General features: G+C 66.4%; 18 protein-coding genes. 9 read left to right on the top strand and 9 right to left on the bottom strand.

Going from position 1 to position 21,690, the window contains the following annotated elements:
* Nucleotides 1-10: 10 nt before the first annotated feature.
* Together ACV7JP_RS07330 and ACV7JP_RS07325 are read right to left on the bottom strand one after the other, a co-directional pair.
* Nucleotides 11-1,168, bottom strand: a complete 1,158-nt coding sequence (locus ACV7JP_RS07330; protein WP_457798570.1) for a glycosyltransferase — start codon at nt 1,166-1,168, stop codon at nt 11-13.
* A gap of 233 nt (nt 1,169-1,401) precedes the next feature.
* On the bottom strand, nt 1,402-1,617 hold the full coding sequence (locus tag ACV7JP_RS07325; protein ID WP_457798569.1) for a ChaB family protein: 216 nt from the start codon (nt 1,615-1,617) through the stop codon (nt 1,402-1,404).
* Between the two features lie 111 nt (nt 1,618-1,728).
* On the opposite strand from ACV7JP_RS07325, the gene ACV7JP_RS07320 reads away from it, so the two are divergent.
* On the top strand, nt 1,729-2,220 hold the full coding sequence (locus ACV7JP_RS07320; protein ID WP_457798568.1) for a hypothetical protein: 492 nt from the start codon (nt 1,729-1,731) through the stop codon (nt 2,218-2,220).
* Between the two features lie 6 nt (nt 2,221-2,226).
* Here ACV7JP_RS07320 and pyrF read toward each other — a convergent pair whose 3' ends face one another.
* The 3 genes from pyrF to ACV7JP_RS07305 form a co-directional block, all read right to left on the bottom strand.
* Nucleotides 2,227-2,940, bottom strand: coding sequence for an orotidine-5'-phosphate decarboxylase (pyrF, locus tag ACV7JP_RS07315; protein WP_457798567.1), 714 nt, complete (start codon nt 2,938-2,940; stop codon nt 2,227-2,229).
* 50 nt (nt 2,941-2,990) lie between these two features.
* Nucleotides 2,991-3,602, bottom strand: coding sequence for a class I SAM-dependent methyltransferase (locus ACV7JP_RS07310; RefSeq protein WP_457798566.1), 612 nt, complete (start codon nt 3,600-3,602; stop codon nt 2,991-2,993).
* A 125-nt stretch (nt 3,603-3,727) separates the two neighbouring features.
* Nucleotides 3,728-4,381, bottom strand: a complete 654-nt coding sequence (locus tag ACV7JP_RS07305) for a TetR/AcrR family transcriptional regulator (protein WP_457798565.1) — start codon at nt 4,379-4,381, stop codon at nt 3,728-3,730.
* 70 nt (nt 4,382-4,451) lie between these two features.
* Between ACV7JP_RS07305 and ACV7JP_RS07300 the strand changes: the two genes are divergently transcribed.
* Nucleotides 4,452-5,312, top strand: coding sequence for an aldo/keto reductase family oxidoreductase (locus ACV7JP_RS07300; protein WP_457798564.1), 861 nt, complete (start codon nt 4,452-4,454; stop codon nt 5,310-5,312).
* Between the two features lie 42 nt (nt 5,313-5,354).
* Here ACV7JP_RS07300 and ACV7JP_RS07295 read toward each other — a convergent pair whose 3' ends face one another.
* The 3 genes from ACV7JP_RS07295 to dnaK all read right to left on the bottom strand — a co-directional run bounded on the left by ACV7JP_RS07295 (nt 5,355) and on the right by dnaK (nt 10,176).
* Entirely contained in the window at nt 5,355-6,662 is a 1,308-nt protein-coding gene (locus ACV7JP_RS07295) for an IS4 family transposase (protein ID WP_457798563.1), read from the bottom strand.
* Between the two features lie 276 nt (nt 6,663-6,938).
* Nucleotides 6,939-8,057 (bottom strand): molecular chaperone DnaJ, encoded by a 1,119-nt coding sequence (dnaJ, locus tag ACV7JP_RS07290; RefSeq protein WP_457798562.1) that lies wholly within the window; start codon nt 8,055-8,057, stop codon nt 6,939-6,941.
* 223 nt (nt 8,058-8,280) lie between these two features.
* On the bottom strand, nt 8,281-10,176 hold the full coding sequence (gene dnaK, locus ACV7JP_RS07285; RefSeq protein ID WP_457798561.1) for a molecular chaperone DnaK: 1,896 nt from the start codon (nt 10,174-10,176) through the stop codon (nt 8,281-8,283).
* Between the two features lie 320 nt (nt 10,177-10,496).
* Between dnaK and ACV7JP_RS07280 the strand changes: the two genes are divergently transcribed.
* From ACV7JP_RS07280 to ACV7JP_RS07250, 7 genes are all read left to right on the top strand, one after another.
* A complete protein-coding gene (locus ACV7JP_RS07280) occupies nt 10,497-11,585 on the top strand; it encodes an efflux RND transporter periplasmic adaptor subunit (RefSeq protein ID WP_457798560.1) in 1,089 nt (362 codons plus the stop codon).
* 142 nt (nt 11,586-11,727) lie between these two features.
* A complete protein-coding gene (locus ACV7JP_RS07275) occupies nt 11,728-14,847 on the top strand; it encodes an efflux RND transporter permease subunit (protein ID WP_457798559.1) in 3,120 nt (1,039 codons plus the stop codon).
* The gene (locus ACV7JP_RS07270; RefSeq protein ID WP_457798558.1) at nt 14,844-15,458 is read left to right on the top strand and encodes a TetR/AcrR family transcriptional regulator; all 615 of its coding nucleotides are present in this window, start codon (nt 14,844-14,846) and stop codon (nt 15,456-15,458) included. The genes ACV7JP_RS07275 and ACV7JP_RS07270 overlap by 4 nt, the downstream gene beginning before the upstream one ends.
* Before the next feature lie 165 nt (nt 15,459-15,623).
* Nucleotides 15,624-16,448 (top strand): carbon-nitrogen hydrolase family protein, encoded by an 825-nt coding sequence (locus tag ACV7JP_RS07265; protein ID WP_457798557.1) that lies wholly within the window; start codon nt 15,624-15,626, stop codon nt 16,446-16,448.
* 225 nt (nt 16,449-16,673) lie between these two features.
* On the top strand, nt 16,674-17,009 hold the full coding sequence (locus ACV7JP_RS07260) for an integration host factor subunit alpha (RefSeq protein ID WP_457798556.1): 336 nt from the start codon (nt 16,674-16,676) through the stop codon (nt 17,007-17,009).
* Between the two features lie 88 nt (nt 17,010-17,097).
* A complete protein-coding gene (locus ACV7JP_RS07255; protein WP_457798555.1) occupies nt 17,098-19,197 on the top strand; it encodes an ABC transporter ATP-binding protein/permease in 2,100 nt (699 codons plus the stop codon).
* A gap of 296 nt (nt 19,198-19,493) precedes the next feature.
* Entirely contained in the window at nt 19,494-20,216 is a 723-nt protein-coding gene (locus tag ACV7JP_RS07250) for an RlmE family RNA methyltransferase (protein ID WP_457798554.1), read from the top strand.
* Here ACV7JP_RS07250 and ACV7JP_RS07245 read toward each other — a convergent pair.
* Entirely contained in the window at nt 20,213-21,634 is a 1,422-nt protein-coding gene (locus ACV7JP_RS07245; RefSeq protein WP_457798553.1) for an MFS transporter, read from the bottom strand. The genes ACV7JP_RS07250 and ACV7JP_RS07245 overlap by 4 nt on opposite strands.
* Nucleotides 21,635-21,690 lie beyond the last annotated feature (56 nt).

Genomic DNA, 21,690 nt, shown 5'->3' with positions numbered 1-21,690 from the left:
TGCCTCGGTCTCAGGCGGGCGCCTGGTAACGGCCCTTCCACTCGCCGCCGCGGCCGCGCATGTGCCGCCAGGCCGAAGCGGCGGTAAACCACGTATAGCACGCCGCGACCGCCGGCAAAGCCAAGGCGCGCAGCCGGGAGAGCCCATAGAAGCGCAGGCTCGGCATATAGGCCTGGGCCATGATCGCCCAGGCGACGATCGCGATCTCGCGCGCCGGCGATTCGGCGAAGAGAGCCAGGAAAGGCGGCGCCAGATACGCGACGGCCATGCCGAGGATCGCGGCGGCGAGCTTCACGGGCGAATAGTCGAGCTGCGCATATGCCGAGCGCGTGACCATGCGCCCGATATCGGCCAGATGCGGATAGGGGCGCAGGCTATGGACGTCGTCGGTGAGGCCGAGCCAGATCGGTCCCTGCTTCTTCATCAGCGCCCCCAGCGCGCAATCGTCGATCAGCGCGTCGCGAATCGCGGGAAGGCCGCCGGCCTTGGCGAGCGCCTCGGGGCGAATCAGCATCACGCCGCCCGCCGCGCCCGCCACCTTGCTCCCGGGGTCGTTCACCGCGCGGAAGGGGTAGAGCATCTGGAAGAAGAAGACGAAGGCCGGGATAAACCATTTCTCGGCGGGGCTCGCGCAGCGCAGCTTCACCATGAGCGAGGACAGCGCCGCGCCGCGCGCCGCCGCCCCCGCGACGAGGCGGGCCAGCACATGCGGCGCGAAGGCGATGTCGGCGTCGCAGAACAGGATGAAATCCGGCTGTTTCTCGAGGCCGCGCACGAAAGTGAAGCCGCGATGCATGGCGGCGATCTTGCCGGTCCAGCCATCGGCCGGGCCGTCCGAGCGCAGCACCGTCAGCCGATCGGCCGCGCCCAGCTCCGCCGCCTTGGCGCGGGCGACGTCGCCGGTGCCGTCCGAGCTCTCGTCGTCGACCAGCACGATTTCGAGGCGGCCGGGAAAATTCTGCGTCAGCAGGGAGGCGAGGCTCGCGGCGATGACTTCCGCCTCGTCGCGCGCCGGGACGACGGCGATCACATGCGCGCCCTGCGGAACGGCCGCGCCCTGCGGAACAAATTCGCCGTCACGTTCGGTCAACCGCCAGAATCCTCCGTTGAAAATGAGGAGATAGAGCCAGGCGGCGAGGGCGGCGAGGGCGATGAGGGTCGAAACCATGCGCCCCTTTAGAACAAAGTCCCCAAGCTGGCCAGAGCGTCGCCTCAAGGCGAGGGCCAACGGGCGGGCGCCGGCGTGAGCTTATCCTTCCCCTTTACGAGTTAAGGAGGTCACACATCTCCAGGAAGCCGTCATGGCCGGGCTCGTCCCGGCCATGACAGCGTTAGCGACCTTCGAGATGTGTGCAAAGGGGAGGCATTGGGCGCCAGATGATCTTCACCCGATCGCCCCGCTCAAGGCGCCTCGCGCCGCCGCCAGCCCTGCTCCGTGCGGATATAGCTCTTCTTCACGGCGGCCCAGGCGATTCGGCGCGCCGCCTCCTCCCGCCGGGGATCGCCCGCATGGTCGGCGAATGCGTGGTTGAAGGCGGCGCGGTAGATGTCCTGGGCGTGGGGCGGGAGCAGCCTTTGCAGATTTTCGGGCAGCTCCGCATTGGTCTCGTAGGGCATCGGAGCTCCCGGATCGGGAATTGTTTTCGGCCGCAGGAAAGACCTAAGATAGACGCGTTATATGTAGCGCGCTCCGCCCGATTCTCGCCCTTGGCCGCGGGAGAAGAGACCATGTTTTATCTTGCGATTTTTCTCCTGCTGTCGACCGTCGCCATTCGCTGGGCTTCCCGGCGCGAGGCGGCGCTGCATGGCGACACGGTCTCGTCGCGGCGATGGGAGACCTCCGTCTTCTACCGGGACGACGAGTTCATCGGCTGGGTGACGAGCGGCGCGCCCTCGCTCGACGGCTACGCCCGCGTGCTCGCGCCCTATGACTTTGCCCTGTTCGTCTGTCTCGCAAGCGCCCTCGCCGCAGGGTCGCTCGCCGTCGCGGAGCATTTGCATTTTCCGCAGAGCGGCCGGTGGGTGCTCGCCTTGGCTCCGCTCGCCTACGGCGCCGCCGATTTCGTCGAGGACCGCATCCTGCTTCGCCTGATCGCCGCCCGGCGCGCGACGCAGGCCGAGATTTTGCGCCTGAAGCAGGCGACGCTCATAAAATTCATCGCGCTGGGCGCGGCGGCGGGCCAGACGCTCGTGCTCTTCCTGTGGACGCTCGTGGCTTAGATCACGCTAGGCGGCCGGGGGCGCCGCGACCTGCGCGCTTGCGATTTCGGCGACGATTCGCTCGGCCGCCGCGCGCGGGGCGGCCGCGCGGGTGATGGGCCGGCCGACGACGAGATGGTCCGCGGTGGCCGCAATAGCCTGCGCCGGGGTCATGAAGCGCTTCTGGTCGCCGGCGTCGGCGCCGGCCGGCCGCACGCCGGGGGTGACGAGCAGAATGTCCGGGCCGACGAGGGGACGGATCGTCGAAAGCTCCAGCGGCGAGAGGATAAGCCCGTCGATCCCCGCCGCCTTGGCCTGAGCGGCGCGGCGGGCGACGAGTTCGGCGACGCCATAGGCGTAGCCCGCCGCCTCGAGGTCGGCGTCGTCATAGGAGGTCATGACCGTCACGGCGAGGAGCCTGAGGTCGCCCGCGCCCGCGCGCGCCGCCGCCATGGTCTGGGGATAGGCGTGGATGGTGAGGAAATCGAGCCCCAGGCGCGCGATCTGGCGCGTCGCCCGTTCGACGGTCGCGCCGATGTCGTGGAGCTTGAGATCGATGAAGACGCGCTTGCCCTCGCCCTTCAGCTCGCGCGCCAGCTCGAGACCGCCGCCATAGGCGAGCTCCATGCCGATCTTGTAGAAGGAGACGGCGTCGCCCAGCGCCGCGACGAGCGCGCGCGCCGCCTCAACGGTTTCGACATCGAGAGCGACAATGAGGCGATCTCTGGCCTTATCGGTCATCCATAGGCTCCGCCGTCATTCCCGGCGCCGGAAATGACAATATGGCCGCTTCACGGTTTCCCGCCATGGCCGGCCTTGCGGTAGCGCCAGACCCGCGCCGGCGGGATGTTCATGAGGATCGGCGCGGAGCCCTTGCCCGTATAGGCGCCCGAGACGCCATGGGCGTGCAGCGGCATGGGGGACTTGGCGAGGCCGTAGGTGAATTGGATGAAGAGCCCGTTCTCGCCCATCAATTCGAAGGCCTGATGGAGCAGCTCGACGCGGTCGCGCTCGGGGCGCACCAGCAGCGGCAGGCTGGAGACGACCGTCGCCACTTGTCCGTCGATCTTTCCGTCGAGCGTCTTCTTGAGACCATAGGCGTCGCCCTGCACGATTTTTATGCCCGGGTAGCGCTCGGCGAGCATGTGGCAGAAGCGGGCCTCATATTCGACGAGCACCAGACGCCCCGCCGGAACGCCCCGGGCGAGCAGCGCCTTGGTCACCGGGCCGGTGCCGGGTCCGAGCTCGACGATCTGCCCCTCGCGGGAAAGGTCCACGAAGCCGGCCATGCATTTGGCGAGAGCCGGGCCGGAGGGCTGCACCGCGCCGATGAGCCGCGGATTCTCGATCCATTGCTTGATGAAGCGGGCGCTGTCGGCAAGCGAGCTTTTGGCGTTTTGCAAGGGCGGCTTCCCCGGATTGGCTTCTGTCGGCCTGTTGCGCGCAAACGGCCCCGCTGCCGGGGCCGTGGGCGCGAGAATAGGGGAGGCGTGCGATAAAGACAACGCGGGGCGAGGCGATGCGTGTTTTACCGCGCCCCGTTCCGCCGGCTTGCCGGGCGCCGGGCCGCTTCGAGATACGCCGTCAGAAGCAGGATAAGCTGTTTTTCCAGGCGCGCTTCAAATTCGGCCGAAGCCTGCCCTTCGAGCAGGGTTCGCACGGACCCGACAAGGGCGCTGAACGCGACCGCGCTCGTCATGGCCGGATCGTCGAAACGGGCGTCGGGCGCGCTCGCGAGCATCGCCGCGATCGCCGCCAAGATGCGCATGCGCATGCGGGCGGCCAACTCGGCGCCGCCCCGCTCTTCAGCAACCGCATAAAGCGCCTTCGATTCCTCGGGATCGCGCAGCTTCGCGGCCAGAAAGGCGGTGACGAGGGCGGCGGCCATCTGGGAAACCGGCTTGCCCCGATGCGCGTGGCAGGCGCGGTCCACGGCGCCGGCAACGCCGTCCAGATGGTTTTCCAGGACGGCGGCGAGCAGCGCGTCGCGGTTTGGATAATATTGATAGAGACTGCCGACGGACACGCCCGCGCGCTCGGCGATGCGGGTCGTCGTGCAGCGGCTCAAGCCTTCCTGGGTCAAAACCTGAATGGCTGCAATGCGCAGCGCCTCGACAACGGCTGCGGAGCGGGCCTGAACCGGGGATTTTCTAGGCCTTAAGCCCTGGGCGACGGCGCGCATGCAATGCGAATTCCAAAAATGAGGGGTCCTTCATATCTTCGTCGCGAGACATGAAACAAGGATCACGACGATGACCGACGCGTTCGTCCTCGGCAACCGCATTGTAAGACGGCTTGGCTACGGCGCCATGCAGCTCGCGGGGCCCGGCGCCTTCGGACCGCCCAGGGACCGCGACGCGGCGATAACCGTGTTGCGGGAGGCCGTCGCTTCCGGGGTGAACCATATAGACACCGCCGATTTCTACGGCCCGCATGTCGCCAACCGGCTGATTCGCGAGGCGTTGCATCCCTATCCGGACGATCTCGTCATTGTCACCAAGGTCGGCGCCCGGCGCGGCGAAGACGGATCGTGGATTCCCGCCTTCTCGCGCGAGGAGCTCGTTCAGGCCGTGCATGACAATTTGCGCAACCTCGGCCTGGACGCGCTCGACGTGGTCAATTTCCGCGCCATGTTCAGCGTTCACGGACCCGCCGAAGGCTCCATCGAGGCGCCGTTGACTATTCTGGCCGAGCTTCAGCGGCGGGGCCTTATCCGCCATATCGGCGTCAGCAACGTCACGCCCGCGCAGATCGCGGAAGGACGTCGCATCTGCGAAATCGTCTGCGTGCAGAATCACTACAATCTGGCGCACCGGGCCGACGACGCTTTGATCGACCGCCTTGCCCGCGACGGCGTCGCCTATACGCCATTTTTTCCGCTTGGCGGGTTCGCTCCGCTCCAATCCTCTGCGCTATCCAGTATCGCGCAAGGCCTCGGCGCCACGCCGATGCAGGTCGCCCTTGCATGGCTGCTGCGCCGCGCACCCAATATCCTGTTGATCCCCGGCACCTCGTCTGTCGCCCATCTGCGGGAGAATCTCTCCGCCGCCGAACTCGATCTGACGGACGAGGCGGTTTCTGCGTTGGATGGCGTCGCGCGTGAGACAAGATGACGCTCGGACCCCGCCCCCTCTCCCCGCTCGCGGCTAGCAGATTCACACATCTGTGTTGGTTAGCGGCGGCGTTGGTTGGGTGACGGCGATGGCGTATTTTCCGTGCTGGAATTTGAGCCATCCGGCGAGCATGACGACGGGGCCGGGTTTTCCGTAATAGCCGGTCCAGCCGCCGAGGCGGGCGAGCACCCAGGACGCATAGGCCAGGGACCCTCGCGGATGTGGGTTCTTCTGACGCTGCGTCTTGCCTTCGAGGGTGGCGCAATAGGCTTCCAGCAGCGGTTGGTCCTTGGGCTCGAAGGCGTCGAGGAGCGGGCGCAGACGTTGCGGGTCGCCGCCGTCCCGGGCGTGGACGAGTTGTTGGATCGTCACGGCCGCGATCAACGTCGCGGCCGCCAGGGTCTGGCGCGGCGCGTCGTCTTCCATCCGCACGGCCTCGATGTCGAAGCCGCCGGTCTTCATCGTGCGGAACAACTGCTCGATCGCCCAACGGCGTCGATACAGATCGACGACCTCGAGCGCTTGCGCGAGGCGGTCGACGGGGCGCGTCGTGATCAGACGCCAATGGACGTTTTCGCCTGGGGGCGGGTCGATCTCGCGCACGTCGACGAGATGGACCGCGATCGTCGAGGGGTCGTTCTGGGCCGCGCCGTTCCGGGGCCGCGCGAGATCAAAGCGCCCATGCCGGACGGCCAGTGTCGCTTCGCGCGCCGGCCGTCCGGGCCTCGCCGGAAGCGACAGCGTCGCCCGCCCGGCCTCCTCCAGCGCATCCAGGCGCGCAAACAGTCGCTCGCCATCCTCCAGCGCGCGGTCCTGCGCGGCGCGCACGAGGAGGTGAACTCCCGGCGGGCGCCGCGCGAAGGCGGAATAAATATCGCTCTCGCGATCGGCCACGACCGTGACCTCGCGCGCCGAAGCGCAAACTTTCGCCGCCGCCGCGCCCTCCAGCCAGCGCCGGCTTTCCTTGTCCTCGATCGGCCGCTGACGCCGATCCGCCTTGCGTCCCGTCGCGCGTTCAAGGAACTGCGCGTGCGCCAGACCCACGATCGAACCGTCCTCGGCGTCGACGACGAGGGTCGGATGCAGATAGAGCCCGCCGCCGCCCCCGGACTTGACGACCGTCGTGTCCTGTATCGCCAGGACCGCGCGCCCGGCGCAACGCGCCGACGCGCGCGCGGCCGCCGTGGCGAACATCTCCGCGCCGGTCACCGCCCGATTGCGAAGAAAGCGCGTGATCTTAATCTCACCGGCCCGGTCGCCGCCGAGCCGACGAATGCGTATGCCCCCGCCGCCCTCCGCCACCAGCCGGGAAAGCAGAAAGGCCCCCTTTTTCCAGTCGCGCGTCGCCAAAGCGACCCAGCGTCCGTCCGTCCCTCCGATTCCTTCAAATGGAATCAGACGCCCAGGCCACATGCAACCAAGATGTGTGAATGCGGTAGGCTTGCGGGGAGAGGGTTGGGGTGAGGGGCGAGGCCGCCCCGACGAACTCGAGCCGCGGCCCCGTAATGGATCTCGCATCTATGTCGCGGACGCTTCGCCCCTCACCCTGACCCTCTCCCCGCTTTCGCGGGGAGAGGGGATGAGCCCGCCTCCATCGCCCCGCTTGCGGGGGGAGAGGAGACGGCGCTAGCCCCCGAACAAATCCTTCATCCGGGCGAAAAACCCGTGCTCCTCGGGATGCGTCTCGTGCGAGGATTCCTTCTCGAACTCCGCCAGCAGTTCCCTTTGGCGCTTGGTGAGCTTCTGCGGCGTCTCGACGGAGAGCTGCACATGCAGGTCGCCATGGTCGCGGCCGCGGAGCACCGGCATGCCCTTGGCCTTGGCCTTGAGCTGCTTGCCGGATTGCGAACCTTCGGGAACCTTCAGCTTGATCTCGGAGCCGTCGAGCGCATGGACCCGGATTTCGCCGCCCAATGCGGCGCGGACCATGGAGATCGGCACCCGGCAGTAAAGGTCCGCCCCATCGCGCTGGAAGAAGGGATGCGGCTTCACGGAAAGGAAGATGTAGAGATCGCCCGGCGGCCCGCCGCGCACGCCGGCCTCTCCTTCGCCCGCGAGACGGATGCGCGTGCCGTCCTCGACTCCCGGCGGCACATTGACCGAGAGCGACCGCTCCACCGTCTTGCGGCCCGAGCCCGAGCAGGAAGGGCAGGGATTGTCGATCATCTCGCCGCGCCCCTGACAAGAGGGGCAGGTGCGCTCTATGGCGAAGAAGCCCTGCTGCGCGCGCACGCGGCCATGGCCGGCGCAGGTCGTGCAGGTCTTGGGCTTGGAGCCCTTCTTGGCGCCCGTGCCGGAACAGGCGTCGCAGGTCGCGGAGGTCGGAATTTTCAGCGACGCCGTCTTGCCGTGATAGGCCTCCTCCAGCGTGATCTCCATATTGTAGCGCAGGTCCGAGCCGCGCTCGCGCCCGCCCGAGCGGCCGCGCCGGCCCATGACGTCACCGAAAAGATCCTCAAAAATGTCCGCCATGGAGGCGCCGAAGCCCTCCGTGGAGGAGAAGCCGCCCATGCCGCCCTGCTCGAAAGCGGCGTGGCCGAGGCGGTCATAGGCGGCGCGCTTCTGCGGATCGCAGAGGCACTGATAGGCTTCGTTCAGCTCCTTGAAACGCGCCTCCGCCTCCGCGTCGCCGGGATGGCGGTCGGGATGGCACTGCATCGCCATCTTTCGGAAGGCGATCTTCAGCTCCGTTTCCGTGACGGCGCGGCTGACGCCGAGGACTTCGTAGTAATCGCGTTTGGACATGGTCTGTATCGGAATGCCTGCCGTTCCCTCCTTCTCCCGCTTGCAGGAGAAGGTGTCGCGCGAATGCGCGACGGATGAGGGCCCTCACCCGACCCTCGCTAAAGCGAGGGCCACCCTCTCCCGCGAGCGGGAGAGGGAAAGCGCCCGGTACGACGAAACCCGGCGTTCGTCACGCCGGGCTTCCGTTGGCTAACGCATCCGGCCGCTCAAGGCCAGCCCGCGCTTACTTCTTGTCGTCGCCGACATCCTTGAACTCGGCGTCGATCACGTCGTCCTTCGGGGCCTCGGCCGCGCCGGCGCTCGACGCGTCGGCCTGCTGGGCCTTGTACATCGCCTCGCCGAGCTTCATCGAGGCCTGAGCCAGCTCGTTGGTCCTGGCCTTGATGGTCTCGACATTATCGCCTTCGATCGCGGTCTTCAGCGACGCGATGGCCGCTTCGATCGCGCTCTTGTCGGCGCCCGAGACCTTGTCGCCGTAATCCGCCACGGCCTTCTCGGCCGAGTGGATCGAGGCCTCCGCATGGTTCCTGGCGTCGACCAGCTCGCGCCTCGCCTTGTCCTCGGCCGCGTGCAGCTCAGCGTCCTTGACCATCTTCTCGATGTCGGCGTCCGAGAGGCCGCCCGAGGCCTGGATGCGGATCTGCTGCTCCTTGTTGGTGGCCTTGTCCTTCGCCGTGACGTTCACGATGCCGTTCGCGTCGATGTCGAATGTCACCTCGATCTGCGGCATGCCGCGCGGGGCCGGCGGAATGCCCATCAGGTCGAACTGGCCGAGCAGCTTGTTGTCCTGAGCCATTTCGCGCTCGCCCTGGAAGACGCGGATGGTCACGGCCTGCTGATTGTCTTCCGCGGTCGAGAAGACCTGGCTCTTCTTGGTCGGGATCGTCGTGTTGCGGTCGATCAGGCGCGTGAACACGCCGCCGAGCGTCTCGATGCCGAGCGACAGCGGGGTCACGTCGAGCAGCAGCACGTCCTTCACGTCGCCCTGCAGAACGCCCGCCTGGACCGCCGCGCCGATGGCGACGACCTCGTCCGGGTTGACGCCCTTATGGGGCTCCTTGCCGAAGAACTGCTTCACGACCTCCTGCACCTTCGGCATGCGGGTCATGCCGCCGACCAGCACCACCTCGCCGATCTCCGCCGCCGTGAGCCCGGCGTCCTTGAGCGCCTTGCGGCATGGCTCGACGGTGCGCTGGATCAGATCGTCGACCAGGGCCTCGAACTTGGCGCGCGTCAGCTTCAGGGTCAGATGCTTCGGACCCGTGGCGTCGGCGGTGATGTAGGGCAGGTTGATCTCGGTCTGCGTCGCGGAGGACAGTTCGATCTTCGCCTTCTCCGCCGCCTCCTTCAGGCGCTGGAGGGCGAGCTTGTCCTTCGTCAGGTCGATGCCCTGCTCCTTCTTGAACTCGCCCGCGAGATATTCGACGACGCGGTTGTCGAAGTCCTCGCCGCCGAGGAAGGTGTCGCCATTCGTCGACTTCACCTCGAAGACGCCGTCGCCGATCTCGAGAATCGAGACGTCGAAAGTGCCGCCGCCGAGGTCGTAGACCGCGATCGTGCCGGACTGCTTCTTGTCGAGGCCATAGGCGAGCGCGGCGGCGGTCGGCTCGTTGATGATGCGCAGGACTTCGAGGCCCGCGATCTTGCCGGCGTCCTTGGTCGCCTGACGCTGGGCGTCGTTGAAATAGGCCGGAACCGTGATGACCGCCTGCGTGACGGTCTGGCCGAGATAGGCTTCCGCCGTCTCCTTCATCTTCTGGAGGATGAAGGCCGAGATCTGCGAGGGCGAATATTGCTTGCCGGCGGCTTCCACCCAGGCGTCGCCGTTATTGGCCTTGACGATCTTGTAGGGGACGAGGCCGATGTCCTTCTTGGTCATCGGATCTTCGAAGGTGCGGCCGATCAGGCGCTTGATGGCGAAGAAGGTCTTGTCGGGGTTCGTCACCGCCTGCCGCTTCGCCGGCTGGCCCACGAGGCGCTCGCCGTCATCCGTGAAGGCGACGATCGAAGGCGTGGTGCGCGCGCCTTCGGCGTTTTCAATAACTTTCGGGCTCGACCCTTCCATGACGGCCACGCAGGAATTGGTCGTGCCGAGGTCGATGCCGATAATTTTGGCCATATGCGTTTCCTTTCGCTTTCGAATCCGGACCCCGAAGCGGTCCTATCGACGCCCCAGGACGGCGGCTCGCCATGAGCCCGCCGCGCGATCCAAAGGCGCTTTCGTTCCCCAAGATTGTGTTTGCCCCAGCCTGCCGCAAGGGCAGGCCGCATATAGAAGAAGGAATCATTTGCCACAAGCGCCGTAACGTTTCGGTCTCCAACTGCTGGTAGGGCTCCAGCGACGATTCGCGCCGGGCCTTGACCGCGGATGACGACTGATAAATATTGAAAATCGTCACACGTCACGCCCCGAGGGGCGCGGAGGCGCCGAACGGCCCGATGACCAAGACTTTCAATTCGTTGCTCGTGATATGCATTTTGGCGGCCGCGCTGCCGCTGGGCGGCTGCGGCAAGAAGCAGCAGGACCAGACGGGCGACGCCACGCTCGACCGGCCGGTTCTCGTCTCCCAGCCCCGGCTCGCGGCGCAGTCCCAGCCGCGCGAATTCGCCGCGACCATCCGGCCCCGCGTCGAATCGGATATCGGCTTTCGCGTCGCCGGCAAGGTCGTGAAGCGCTTCGTCCAGACCGGCCAGAAGGTGAAGGCCGGCGACCCGCTCGCGGCGCTCGACGAAAACGACCTCAAGCTCCAGAAGGAGCAGGCGGAGGCCGAACTGTCGGCCGCGAAAATGGCGATGGCCCAGACGCAGGGCGACGAGAAGCGGGCGCTCGCCTTGCGCAAGAACGGCTGGACGACCGACGCCACGCTCGACCGCATCAAGGCCGCGGCCCAGGAGGCGCGCGGCCGGCAGCAGCGGGCCGAGCGCGCGCTCGAGATGGCGCGCAATTCTCTCGATTACGCGACGCTCCGGGCGGATGGCGACGGCGTCGTCACCCAGACGCTCGTCGAGCCGGGCCAGGTCGTCGCCGCCGGCCAGACCGCGATCCGCCTCGCCCATTCCGGCGAGCTGGAGGCGGCGGTGGCGCTGCCCGAGGATTTCACGCCGCTCGCCGACAAGGGCGCCGCGACGCTGACGCTCTGGTCGAACAAGGCGAAGACCTATCAGGCCAGGCTCAGGGAGCTGAGCCCGTCCGCCGACCCCGCGACGCGCACTTTCGCCGCGCGCTATTCGATCCTCGACCCCGATTCGGCGATCGCCCTGGGCATGAGCGCCACGCTGAGCATCGCCGGGCCGGGCGCCCAGCCGGTGATGAGCGTGCCGCTTTCGGCCCTTTTCAACCAGGGAAGCGGTCCGGCGGTCTGGAAAGTCGACGCCGACGGGCGCCTGCAGCTCGCTCCGGTCAAACTCGTCCGCTACGATTCGGACGCGGCGCTCGTCTCCGGGCTTTCGACCGCGGACCAGATCGTCGTCCTCGGCGTCCACAAGCTCGAGGCCGGGCGCAAGGTGCGCGTGATGAAAAAAGGGTGATCGCCTGATCCGTCGCCCTGCGCAAGGGCTAGAGGAGCATGAAATGAAATTGATCGCGAAGGCGGGCGCGCCGATGGGCCGCATGCTTCCCGCGGAGCGGGTCGCCCCCGTCGCCTTGCGTTTCGCCCGATAGAGGATGTCCATGGGCTTCAATCTCTCGAGATGGGCGGTGTCGCGGCCAGCGCTGATGCTGTTCCTGATGCTCGCGATCGGCGTCGCCGGCGGCTGGTCCTATCTGCGGCTGGGGCGCGCGGAAGATCCGTCCTTCACGATCAAGGTGGCGAATGTCACGGCCGTCTGGCCGGGGGCGACCGCGAGCGAAATGCGCGACCAGGTCGCCGATCTCTACGAGAAGAAGCTCCAGACGCTGCCCTATCTCGACAAGATCGAGACCTACACCAAGCCGGGCTTCCTGGCGATGCAGGTCACCTTCAGAGACAATACGCCGCCCCGGGAAATTCCCCAGCTCTTCTATCAGCTCCGCAAGAAGCTGAACGACATCAAGAGCGACTTGCCCGCGGGCGTGCGGGGTCCGCAGATCAATGACGAATATGGCGACGTGGATGGGGTGATGTACGCCGTCACCGGCGACGGCGCGGATTACAATCTCCTGGACAAGGTCGTCGAGGCGCTGCGCCAGCGTCTCATCGAGTCGCCCGACGTCGTGAAGGTCGACGTCTATGGCGAGCAGATGCGCCGCATCTATGTCGAGTTCAGCGAAGCGAAGCTCGCCAATCTCGGGATCGAGCCGCAGGCCATCTTCGATTCGCTCGCCAAGCAGAACGCCGTCAACGACGCCGGCGTTTTCGAAACGTCGTCCAACCGCATTCGCATCCAGGTGACGGAGGAATTGAAGGGCGCCGACGCCATCGCCTCGATCCCGGTGCCGGCCAACGGCAAGGTGATCCGGCTCGGCGACATCGCCAATGTCTATGCCGGATTCGAGGACCCGCCCGTCTTCCTGATCCGCTACAAGGGTCAGCCCGCTTTGGTCGTCGGCGCCGTCATGGCCAAGGGCGGGAACGTCTTCGACTTCGGCAAGTCGGTCGGCGCGGCCGTCGAGGAAATCCGCGCCAAGACGCCGGTCGGGATCGACATCGACCAGATCGCCGACCAGCCGAAGGTCGTCGAGGAGGCGGTGGGCGAATTCACGCGCTCCTTCATCGAGGCGCTCATCATCGTGCTGGGCGTCAGCTTCGTGTCGCTGGGCTTCCGCACCGGGATCGTCGTCGCGCTGTCGGTCCCGCTCGTTCTCGCCTTCGTCTTCATCTTCATGAATCTGATGGGCGTCGATCTGCAGCGCATTTCGCTCGGCGCGCTCATCATCGCGCTCGGCCTCCTCGTCGACGACGCCATCATCGCGGTCGAGATGATGATGGTGAAGATGGAGCAGGGCTACGACCGCATCAAAGCGGCGACCTTCGCCTGGGATTCGACCGCCTTTCCCATGCTCTCCGGCACGCTGATCACGGCGGCCGGCTTCCTGCCGGTGGGCTTCGCGAACTCGGCTGTCGGCGAATATACGGGCTCCATGTTCTGGGTGCTGCTCGTCGCCCTCATCGCGTCCTGGTTCGTGGCCGTGATGTTCACGCCCTTCCTCGGCGTGAAGCTTCTGCCGGATTTCGGCAAGCTGCGCGCGCGTCACGATCCGGAGGAAATCTATCGCACGCCCTTCTACAGGCGGCTTCGGACGGTGATCGCCTGGGCCGTGGACAACCGGCTGCTCGTCATCGGTTCGGTCGTCGGCGTTTTCCTGCTCGCCATTCTCGGCATGGTCGTCGTCCAGAAGCAGTTCTTCCCTTACGCCGAGCGGCTCGAGCTCTTCCTCCAACTGCGCCTGCCGGAGGGCTCGGCCATCGGCGCGTCGCTCGAGGCCGCCAAGCAGGCGGAAGCGCTGATCAAGGACGATCCCGACGCCGCCTTCTACACGACCTATGTGGGGCAGGGGCCGCCGCGCTTCTGGCTGGGGCTCAATCCGCAATTGCCGAACGAGGCCTATTCCGAGATCGTCGTCGTCTCGAAGGACGTCGCGGCGCGCGAGCGGCTCAAGAAGAAGCTCGAGGCGGCCTTCGCCAATGGCGCCGTGCCGCAGGCCCGCGCGCGCGTCGACCGTTTCTCCTACGGGCCGCCGGTCGGCTTCGCGGTGCAGTTCCGCGTCATCGGCGACGATCCGCAGAAGGTGCGGGAGATCGCCTATCGCGTCCGCGACGTGATGGCGACGGATGACGGCGTCGACGACCCGCATCTCTCCTGGAACGAGCAGACGCCGAGCGTGCGCCTCGTCATCGACCAGGATCGCGCGCGGCTCCTCGGCGTGACGCCGCAGGATGTCTCCAACCGCCTGCGCATGGCGATCTCCGGCGTGACGGTCACGACGCTGCGCGACGGCATCGACCAGATCGACGTCGTCGCGCGCGCCGCGCCGGGCGAGCGTGGCGATCTGGGGCGGCTGGGCGACATCGTCGTCTATTCGCGGGACGGCAAGCCGGTGACGGTGTCTCAGGTCGCCAAGATTTCCTACGAGCATGAGGAGCCGATCTTCTGGCGGCGCAACCGCGACATGACGATCACGGTGCGCGCCGGCGTGATCGACGGCGTGCAGGCGCCGGACGTCTCGACGCGGCTCTGGCCCAAGCTCGCCGAAATTCGTGAGCGGCTGCCGGCCGGCTATCGCATCGAGATGGGCGGGGCGATCGAGGAATCGGCGAAGGGCAACAACTCGATCTTCGCCGTCTTCCCGCTGGTCGGCCTCGTCATGCTGACGATCGCGATGTTCCAGCTTCAGGACTTCACGCGCGTCGCGCTCGTCATGGTGAGCGCGCCGCTCGGCCTCATCGGCGCCTCTCTCGCGCTCAATGTCGCGCATGCGCCTTTCGGCTTCGTCGCGCTGCTGGGCCTTATCGCGCTTTCGGGCATGGATATGCGCAATTCGATCATTCTGGTCGACCAGGTTCGGCAGGATCTCGAAACGGGCGACAGCTATCGCGACGCCATTATCGGCGCGACCGTGCGGCGCGTGCGGCCGGTGGCGCTGACGGCGCTGGCGGCCATTCTCGCCATGATGCCCCTGTCGCGCTCCGCCTTCTGGGGGCCGATGGCGCTCACCATCATGGGCGGGCTGTTCGTCGCGACCTTCCTGACCGTGCTCTTCCTGCCCGCGCTTTACGCGACCTGGTTCCGCCGGCGCCTGAACGAAGGGACGCCGGCGGCCGCCTCCGGACATGTCGAAATGGCGGGGCTCGCCGGGGAGGCCGCGGAATGAGCGTCGTCGCCGAGAGCGCGAGCGCGCGGGAGATCGCGCAGCGCGCCCGCATCGTCGCCACTGCGGAGCGTCTCTTCCGCGAGATCGGCTTCCAGAAGACGACGGTCGCCGACATTGCGCGCGCCCTGCGCATGTCGCCCGCCAATGTATATCGCTTCTTCGGCTCGAAATCGGAAATCCACATCGCCGTGGCCCGGCAGTTGATGGGCGAGGTGGAGGCGGCGGCGCAGAGGGTCGCCGCCGGACCCGGGACCGCTTCCGACCGGTTGCGCGCGCTCGTGCTCTGCAATGAGACGATGAACGCCGACCGCTATCTCGCCGACCGGAAGATGCACGACATGGTGGAGGCGGCGCTCGACGAGCACTGGCCCACGATTGACGAACATGTCGACAGAATCGACGCCATCGTTCAGGCCGTCATCGCCTCGGGCATGGAGAGCGGCGAATTCGCCAAAGGCGACGCGCAGCTTGCCGCGAAGCTCGTTCACACGGCGCTCATCCGCTTCTTCCACCCGCGGCTGATGGTGGATTGCGCCGACCGTCCGGAGCCCACAAGCGCGCAGATGATCGACTTCTGCCTCGCCGCCCTGCGCGCGGGCGTCTCGCGATAAGGGCGGGCGCGCGCGGCCAAGAGCAGCGCTCCAGATTTTGGAATGGGCGCGCTTTCCGCGATGGGGCGACTCCGCTTCCGATCGCGGCGCGACCGGGAGGGCTTACGCCGCTCGCCGCGACTGTATAGAATGGCCTGCGCGGCCCCACCAAACAGCAGAGCGGATATGAAGGTCACACTGGTTCAGATGAATTCGATCGGCGACAAGGCCGCCAATCTCGCCAACGCCAAAGCCTTGATCGAACGGGCCGTCTCCCAGGAAAAGCCGGATTGGATCTGCCTGCCGGAGGTTTTCGACTTCATCGGCGGCTCGCGCGCCGAGAAAATGGCCGCCGCCGAAGAGCTGCCGGGCGGCGGCGCCTATGAGACCTGCCGCGCGCTCGCCCGCGAGCACAAGGTCTTCATCCATGCCGGCTCGATCCTCGAGAAGATCCCCGGCGAGGAGCGCCTGCACAACACCAGCGTCGCCTTCAACCGCGACGGCAAGGAAGTGGCCCGCTACCGCAAGATTCACATGTTCGACATCACGGCGCCCGACGGCGCCAAATATCACGAAAGCGCCGCCTTCAAGCCGGGCGACGCGGTGGTGACCTATGATTGCGAGGGCGTCACCGTCGGCTGCGCCATCTGCTACGATCTGCGCTTCTCCTATCTTTTCCAGGCGCTCGCCGAAAAGGGCGCCGACATTGTCGCGCTGCCGGCGGCCTTCACCCTCGTCACGGGCAAGGATCACTGGGAGGTGCTGTGCCGCGCCCGCGCCATCGAAATGCAGGCCTATCTCTGCGCGCCGGCGCAGACCGGCGCCCATAAAGCGGGGCATGAGACGCGCTTCACATACGGCAATTCGCTCATCGCCGACCCCTGGGGCCATGTCGTCGCCAAGGCGTCGGACGGGCCGGGGCTCGTGTCGTCCTATGTGGACGTCGACCGCATCCGAAAAGTGCGCGCCATGATCCCGGTCGCGGAGCATAAGGTCAAACTCGCGGTCTGACGGCCGCCTTGAACGCCGCTCTTGCTGCGGCGCCGCAAGCCGGGATTATGGCGAAGCGGCGCCACGGCCTTGCATCTCTATGATTTATGCGTACTATGGCTCGCGTAAGCTGTTTTGCTTGCGAAGAATAATCAGTTTCGTCGCGTTACTCGAGAGTCCGGGGAATAACGTGTTCACGCCGATCAGCACCCGCGCGACAGACATTCATGCCCGCGTTCATCCCGCATGGTAAGAAGAAACGCGCCCGGAAACACGTTGACGCGCGCCGCTCTGCGGGAGGCCGTTTATAGCTGCTGCCCGACCTTGTCGCGCGCGGAGGCCCGGAAGATTCTCGACGCCACCTTCGACGAGATCAGCGAGGCTTTGCTGCGCGGCGAATCCGTCAAGCTTCGTTCATTTGGAACCTTCAACGTCCGCGCCAAGCGCGAGCGTATCGGCCGAAATCCCAAGACCGGCGTGGAAGCCACAATTACGCCGCGTCGCGTCCTCACTTTCAAGGCGTCTCCCGTGCTCGTTGCGCATGTGAACGGCGACGCCGTCATCCCGATAGAGGATGATTGAGAAGCAAGCGCCGGCCGTGCAAAGGTGAGGGGAGCGCTTTAGCGCCCGCGTCCGATTGCGGGCGACGCCATCCTTCAAAGGGCCAAAGATGCGAAAGTTGAGCGCGGCCGTCGCCGCCTTCGCCGTCCTTGCCGCGCTGATCGGCGCGCATAAGGCGGATACCGATCTGTTCGTTCTCGCCATCGCCTCGGCGCTCTGCGCCACCACCACCTGGCGCGGCGCCGACATGTCGAGCTTCATGAAGATTTTCGCCGCGATCTTCTCGACCGAGACGATCGTCTTCGGCTTCGCGCGGCTGCTGCAGGCGGAGGGGCTGTGGCCGCAGGCGCTCGAAGGCTTCGCGCCGCCCGAAAGCATGTCCGTCACCGTCGCGGTCTTCTCCATCGTCGTCTACGCGGTTTCCCGCATCGCCGTCGTGCAGGAGATGACGCGGATCGCCGACCTTTATTTCGACGCGCCGGATCGCGGCGAAGGACGGGTCTGGCCTTTCCCGCGCTTCACCGCGCATGAAAGCGCCATCGCCGTCGCCATGATCGTGGTTCTGGTTCTCATCAATCAGGGCCAGGTCGGCATTTCCGTGCGCCTCTCCTTCTTCAACCGCGACTGGTTCAACGCGATCCAGGAGAAGAACGCGGCCGAGTTCTGGCGCCAGCTTCTCTATGTCTTCACGCCCTGGGCCTTCATTTACGTCGCATCGGCGGTGATCGAATATGTGCTGAAGTCGATGCTCATCATCCGCTGGCGCCGCTGGCTGACCGAGCATTATGTTCGGCGCTGGCTCGGATCGCATACGCATTACGGCATGTCGCTCGCCGGCGGCGACGCCGACAATCCCGACCAGCGCATCGCCGAGGACGTGAACCGCTTCATCGACGGCGGCGAGGAAGGCTACGGCATCTACTCCTATTCGCTCCTGCTGATCTCGACGATGAGCTCGCTCGTCTCCTTCTCCTTCGTCCTGTGGGAGCTTTCGGGCAATTACGCCTTGCCGGGCACGAATATCTATATTCCCGGCTTCCTGTTCTGGGTCGCGCTGATCTACGCCTCGCTCGGCACGATCGTGACGCATCTCATCGGCCGGTCGCTGACGAAACTCTTCTTCGAGCAGCAGAAGCGCGAGGCGGATTTCCGCTTCTCGCTCGCGCGCCTGCGCGAATATAGCGAGCAGATCGCCTTGCTCGCGGGCGAAGAGGAGGAGCAGGGCTGGCTGCTGCGGCGCTTTCAGCGCGTCTTCGCCAATTATCTGGCGATCGTCCGCAAGCGCAAGGAGCTGATGGCGTTCACGGCGGCCTATGGCCAGATCTCGCCGATCATTCCCTATCTGATCACGGCGCCCTTCTATTTCGCCGGCAAGATCCAGCTCGGCGTGATGTCGCAGACCGCGGGCGCCTTTGGGCGCGTCGAGGGCGCGCTGACCTTCTTCATCAACTACTACACCTTCCTCGCGAGCTTCAAAGCGGTGCTCGACCGCCTGAGCTCCTTCGACCGGGCGATCGACGCCGCGCAAACGCGGCAGCAGGGCGCGCGCGCAATTTCACGCGCCGCCGCGCGCGCGCTGGCCTTGCGGGATGTCGCCCTTTCCTTGCCGGACGGCCGGCGCATCGTGAATGTGGACGCGCTCGCCTTCGAGCCGGGCCAGTCCGCCTTGCTGACGGGGCCGTCCGGCTCCGGCAAATCCACGCTCTTCCGCGCCATCGCCGGCATCTGGCCGCATGTGACGGGCCATATCGTCCTGCCGCAAGGCGCGTCGCTCATGCTTGCGCCGCAGCGCCCCTATATTCCGATGGGAACGCTCGCCCAGGCCGTCGTCTATCCGGGCAATGTGGACGATTATTCCCGCGCCGATATCGAGGAAGCGCTGCGCGCCGCGCGGCTCGCGCCTTTTGTCGAACGGCTCGACGAGGAGAATAATTGGGGCCAGCGTCTTTCGGGGGGCGAGCAGCAGCGCGTCGCCATCGCCCGCGCGCTTCTCGCCAAACCCGACTGGCTGTTCCTGGACGAAGCGACCTCGGCGCTCGACGAGAAGCTCGAGGGAGACATCTACCGCATGCTGCGCGAGCGCCTGCCGCAGACGACCATCGTCTCCATCGGCCATCGCTCGACCCTCCATGACTATCACGACCGCCAGATCGTCATGGAGACGGGCGCCGACGGACTCTTCGCCCCGCGCGACAAGGTGCTCGTCTAGGGGTTTCCGTCACTCGAATTGCTGGCCATTTTGCTTGTGTTTTCCGCCGTCATTGCGAGCGAAGCGAAGCCATCCAGAGCCGTGGGCGCGGCTCTGGATGGCTTCGGCGGCTGCGCCGCCTCGCAATGACGGCGGAGACTGCATGTCCTAAAAAAAAGCCGTCAATTCGGGGGACGTAGGCTGCTAGAAAAGCCCGTTTCCGGGCGGAATCCTAGGCGGGGTGTCGCCTGTCTGTGGTATGAGCGCCGAGTTCCCGGTCTCTTCGCGCCGGGAAGAACAGTCGGAGCGCAACGGCGATGGCGGAAGGCAAGGCAGGCTCGGGCCGCGAGGGCGGCCGCTCGCTCAAGACGCGGGTGAAGACCGCGCGCAAGCGCTCGCTGTCCTCAACGCTCTGGCTCGAGCGCCAGCTCAACGATCCATATGTCGCGCGCGCGAAGCGCGAGGGCTATCGCTCGCGCGCCGCCTATAAGCTCATCGAGATGGACGATCGCCACCATCTCCTCAAGCCGGGCGGCCGCATCGTCGATCTCGGCGCCGCGCCGGGCGGCTGGTCGCAAATCGCCGCCGACCGCGTGAAGGCGAAGGACGGCAAGGGCAGAGTCGTCGGCGTCGATCTGCTCGACATGGAGCCCATCGCCGGCGTCACATTCGCGGTGAAGGACTTCAACGACGCGGACGCGCCCGACGTCATCAAGAACATGCTGGGGGGCGAGGCGGACGGCGTCATGTCCGACATGGCGGCGAACGCCACGGGCCATAAGCAGACCGACCATCTGCGCATCGTCGCGCTCGCCGAGCTCGCCGCCGATTTCGCGATGGACGTGCTGGCGCCGGGCGGCTTCTTCGTCGCGAAGGTGCTGCAGGGCGGGACCGAGGGGCAATTGCTCGCGCGCCTGAAGCGCGATTTCGCGACTGTGCGCCATGTGAAGCCCGCCGCGAGCCGCGCGGATTCGGCGGAGCTCTATGTGCTGGCGACAGGCTTTCGCGGACGAAGGGACGATCCGCCGGCGCGACCTTAGGCCGGGTGGCGCTTCCTCGCGCCGCGTCCGGTCAGCTCGTCGCCGGCATTGGGCGCGAGGCGCAGGAAGGTCGTTGTCGAGAGCGCCGAGATGGCGGCCACGACATAGAAAGCGGGCGCGAAATCTTCCGGACGCAACGCGCCCCCGCCATGCAGCGCGCGCACCGCTTCGAGGGCGGCGGCCCCGATGGCGACGCCGGCGGAGAGCGACAATTGCTGCCCCACGGCCGCGAAGCTGGTGGCGCCGCTCATCGCCTCCTTGGATATGTCGGCGTAGCAGATGGCGTTGAGCGCCGTGAACTCCAGCGACCGGAAGAAGCCGCCGACAAGCAGCACGCCCATGATGAGCCAATGCGGCGTCTCCTGCGTGAAATGGCCGTTGATCAGCAGGAAGGCCGAGGAGATCAGCGCATTGGCGACGAGCACGCGGCGGAAGCCGAAGCGCTTCAGGATCGGCTGCGCCGTCGTCTTCATGACCATGGCGCCCGCCGCCGCGACGAAGGTGAGGAGCCCCGATTCATAGGCGCTGAGATTGAAGCCGACCTGCAGCAGCAGCGGCAGCAGGAAGGGCACGGCGCCGAGCCCGATGCGAAAGAGAAAGCCGCCATAGATCGCCGCGCGAAAGGTCGGGATGCGCAGCAAAGCGAGATCGATGATCGGATGTTCCGCGCGCCGCGCATGGACGAGATAAGCGAGGATCGCGGCGCCGCCGATCCCGATGATCGAAGCGACGATCGGCGCCGGCGCGAAGCCGCGCCCCAGGATGGTGAAGCCGAAGACGATGAAGGAGAGGCCGACCCCCGACAGCGCCGCGCCCTTTATGTCGAGCGGCGGCGCATTCTCTTCATGCAGGTCGGGAATGAAGCGCGCCGTCAACGCGGCGCCGATCAGGCCGATCGGCACATTGATCCAGAAGATGTAGCGCCAGTCGAAATAAGTGGCGAGAAAGCCGCCGAGCGGCGGGCCGATCAGCGGGCCGACCAGCGCCGGCACGGTCAGCCAGGCCATGGCGCGCACCAGCTCGTGGCGCGGCGCCGTGCGCAGGAGAACCAGCCGCCCGACGGGCACCATCATCGCGCCGCCGAGCCCCTGCACCACGCGGGCGGCGACGATGGCGGGCAGCGCATTCGAAAAGCCGCACAGAATGGAGCCGGCCGTGAAGACGCCGATCGCCGCGCGAAAAACGCGTCTCGCGCCGAATGTGTCGGCGGCCCAGCCGGAGAGCGGGATGAAGACGGCGAGCGCGAGAAGGTAGGATGTCAGCGCGAGTTTCAGCGCAATCGGGTCTTCGTGGAGATCGGCCGCCATGGCCGGCAGGGCGGTGGCCAGCACCGTGCCGTCGAGCTGCTCCATGAACAAAGCGGTGGCGATGATGAGGGGCGTGACGAAGGAGAAAGGCGAGCGGTTCTCTTCCGTCATTGCGCGGAGCATATGGCGCAATCGGGCACAACCGACCTCGAAAAATGCGACGAAGC

This window comes from Methylocystis sp. S23 (genome assembly GCF_054106005.1).
This window is presented reverse-complemented; position numbering and strand designations above follow the sequence as displayed.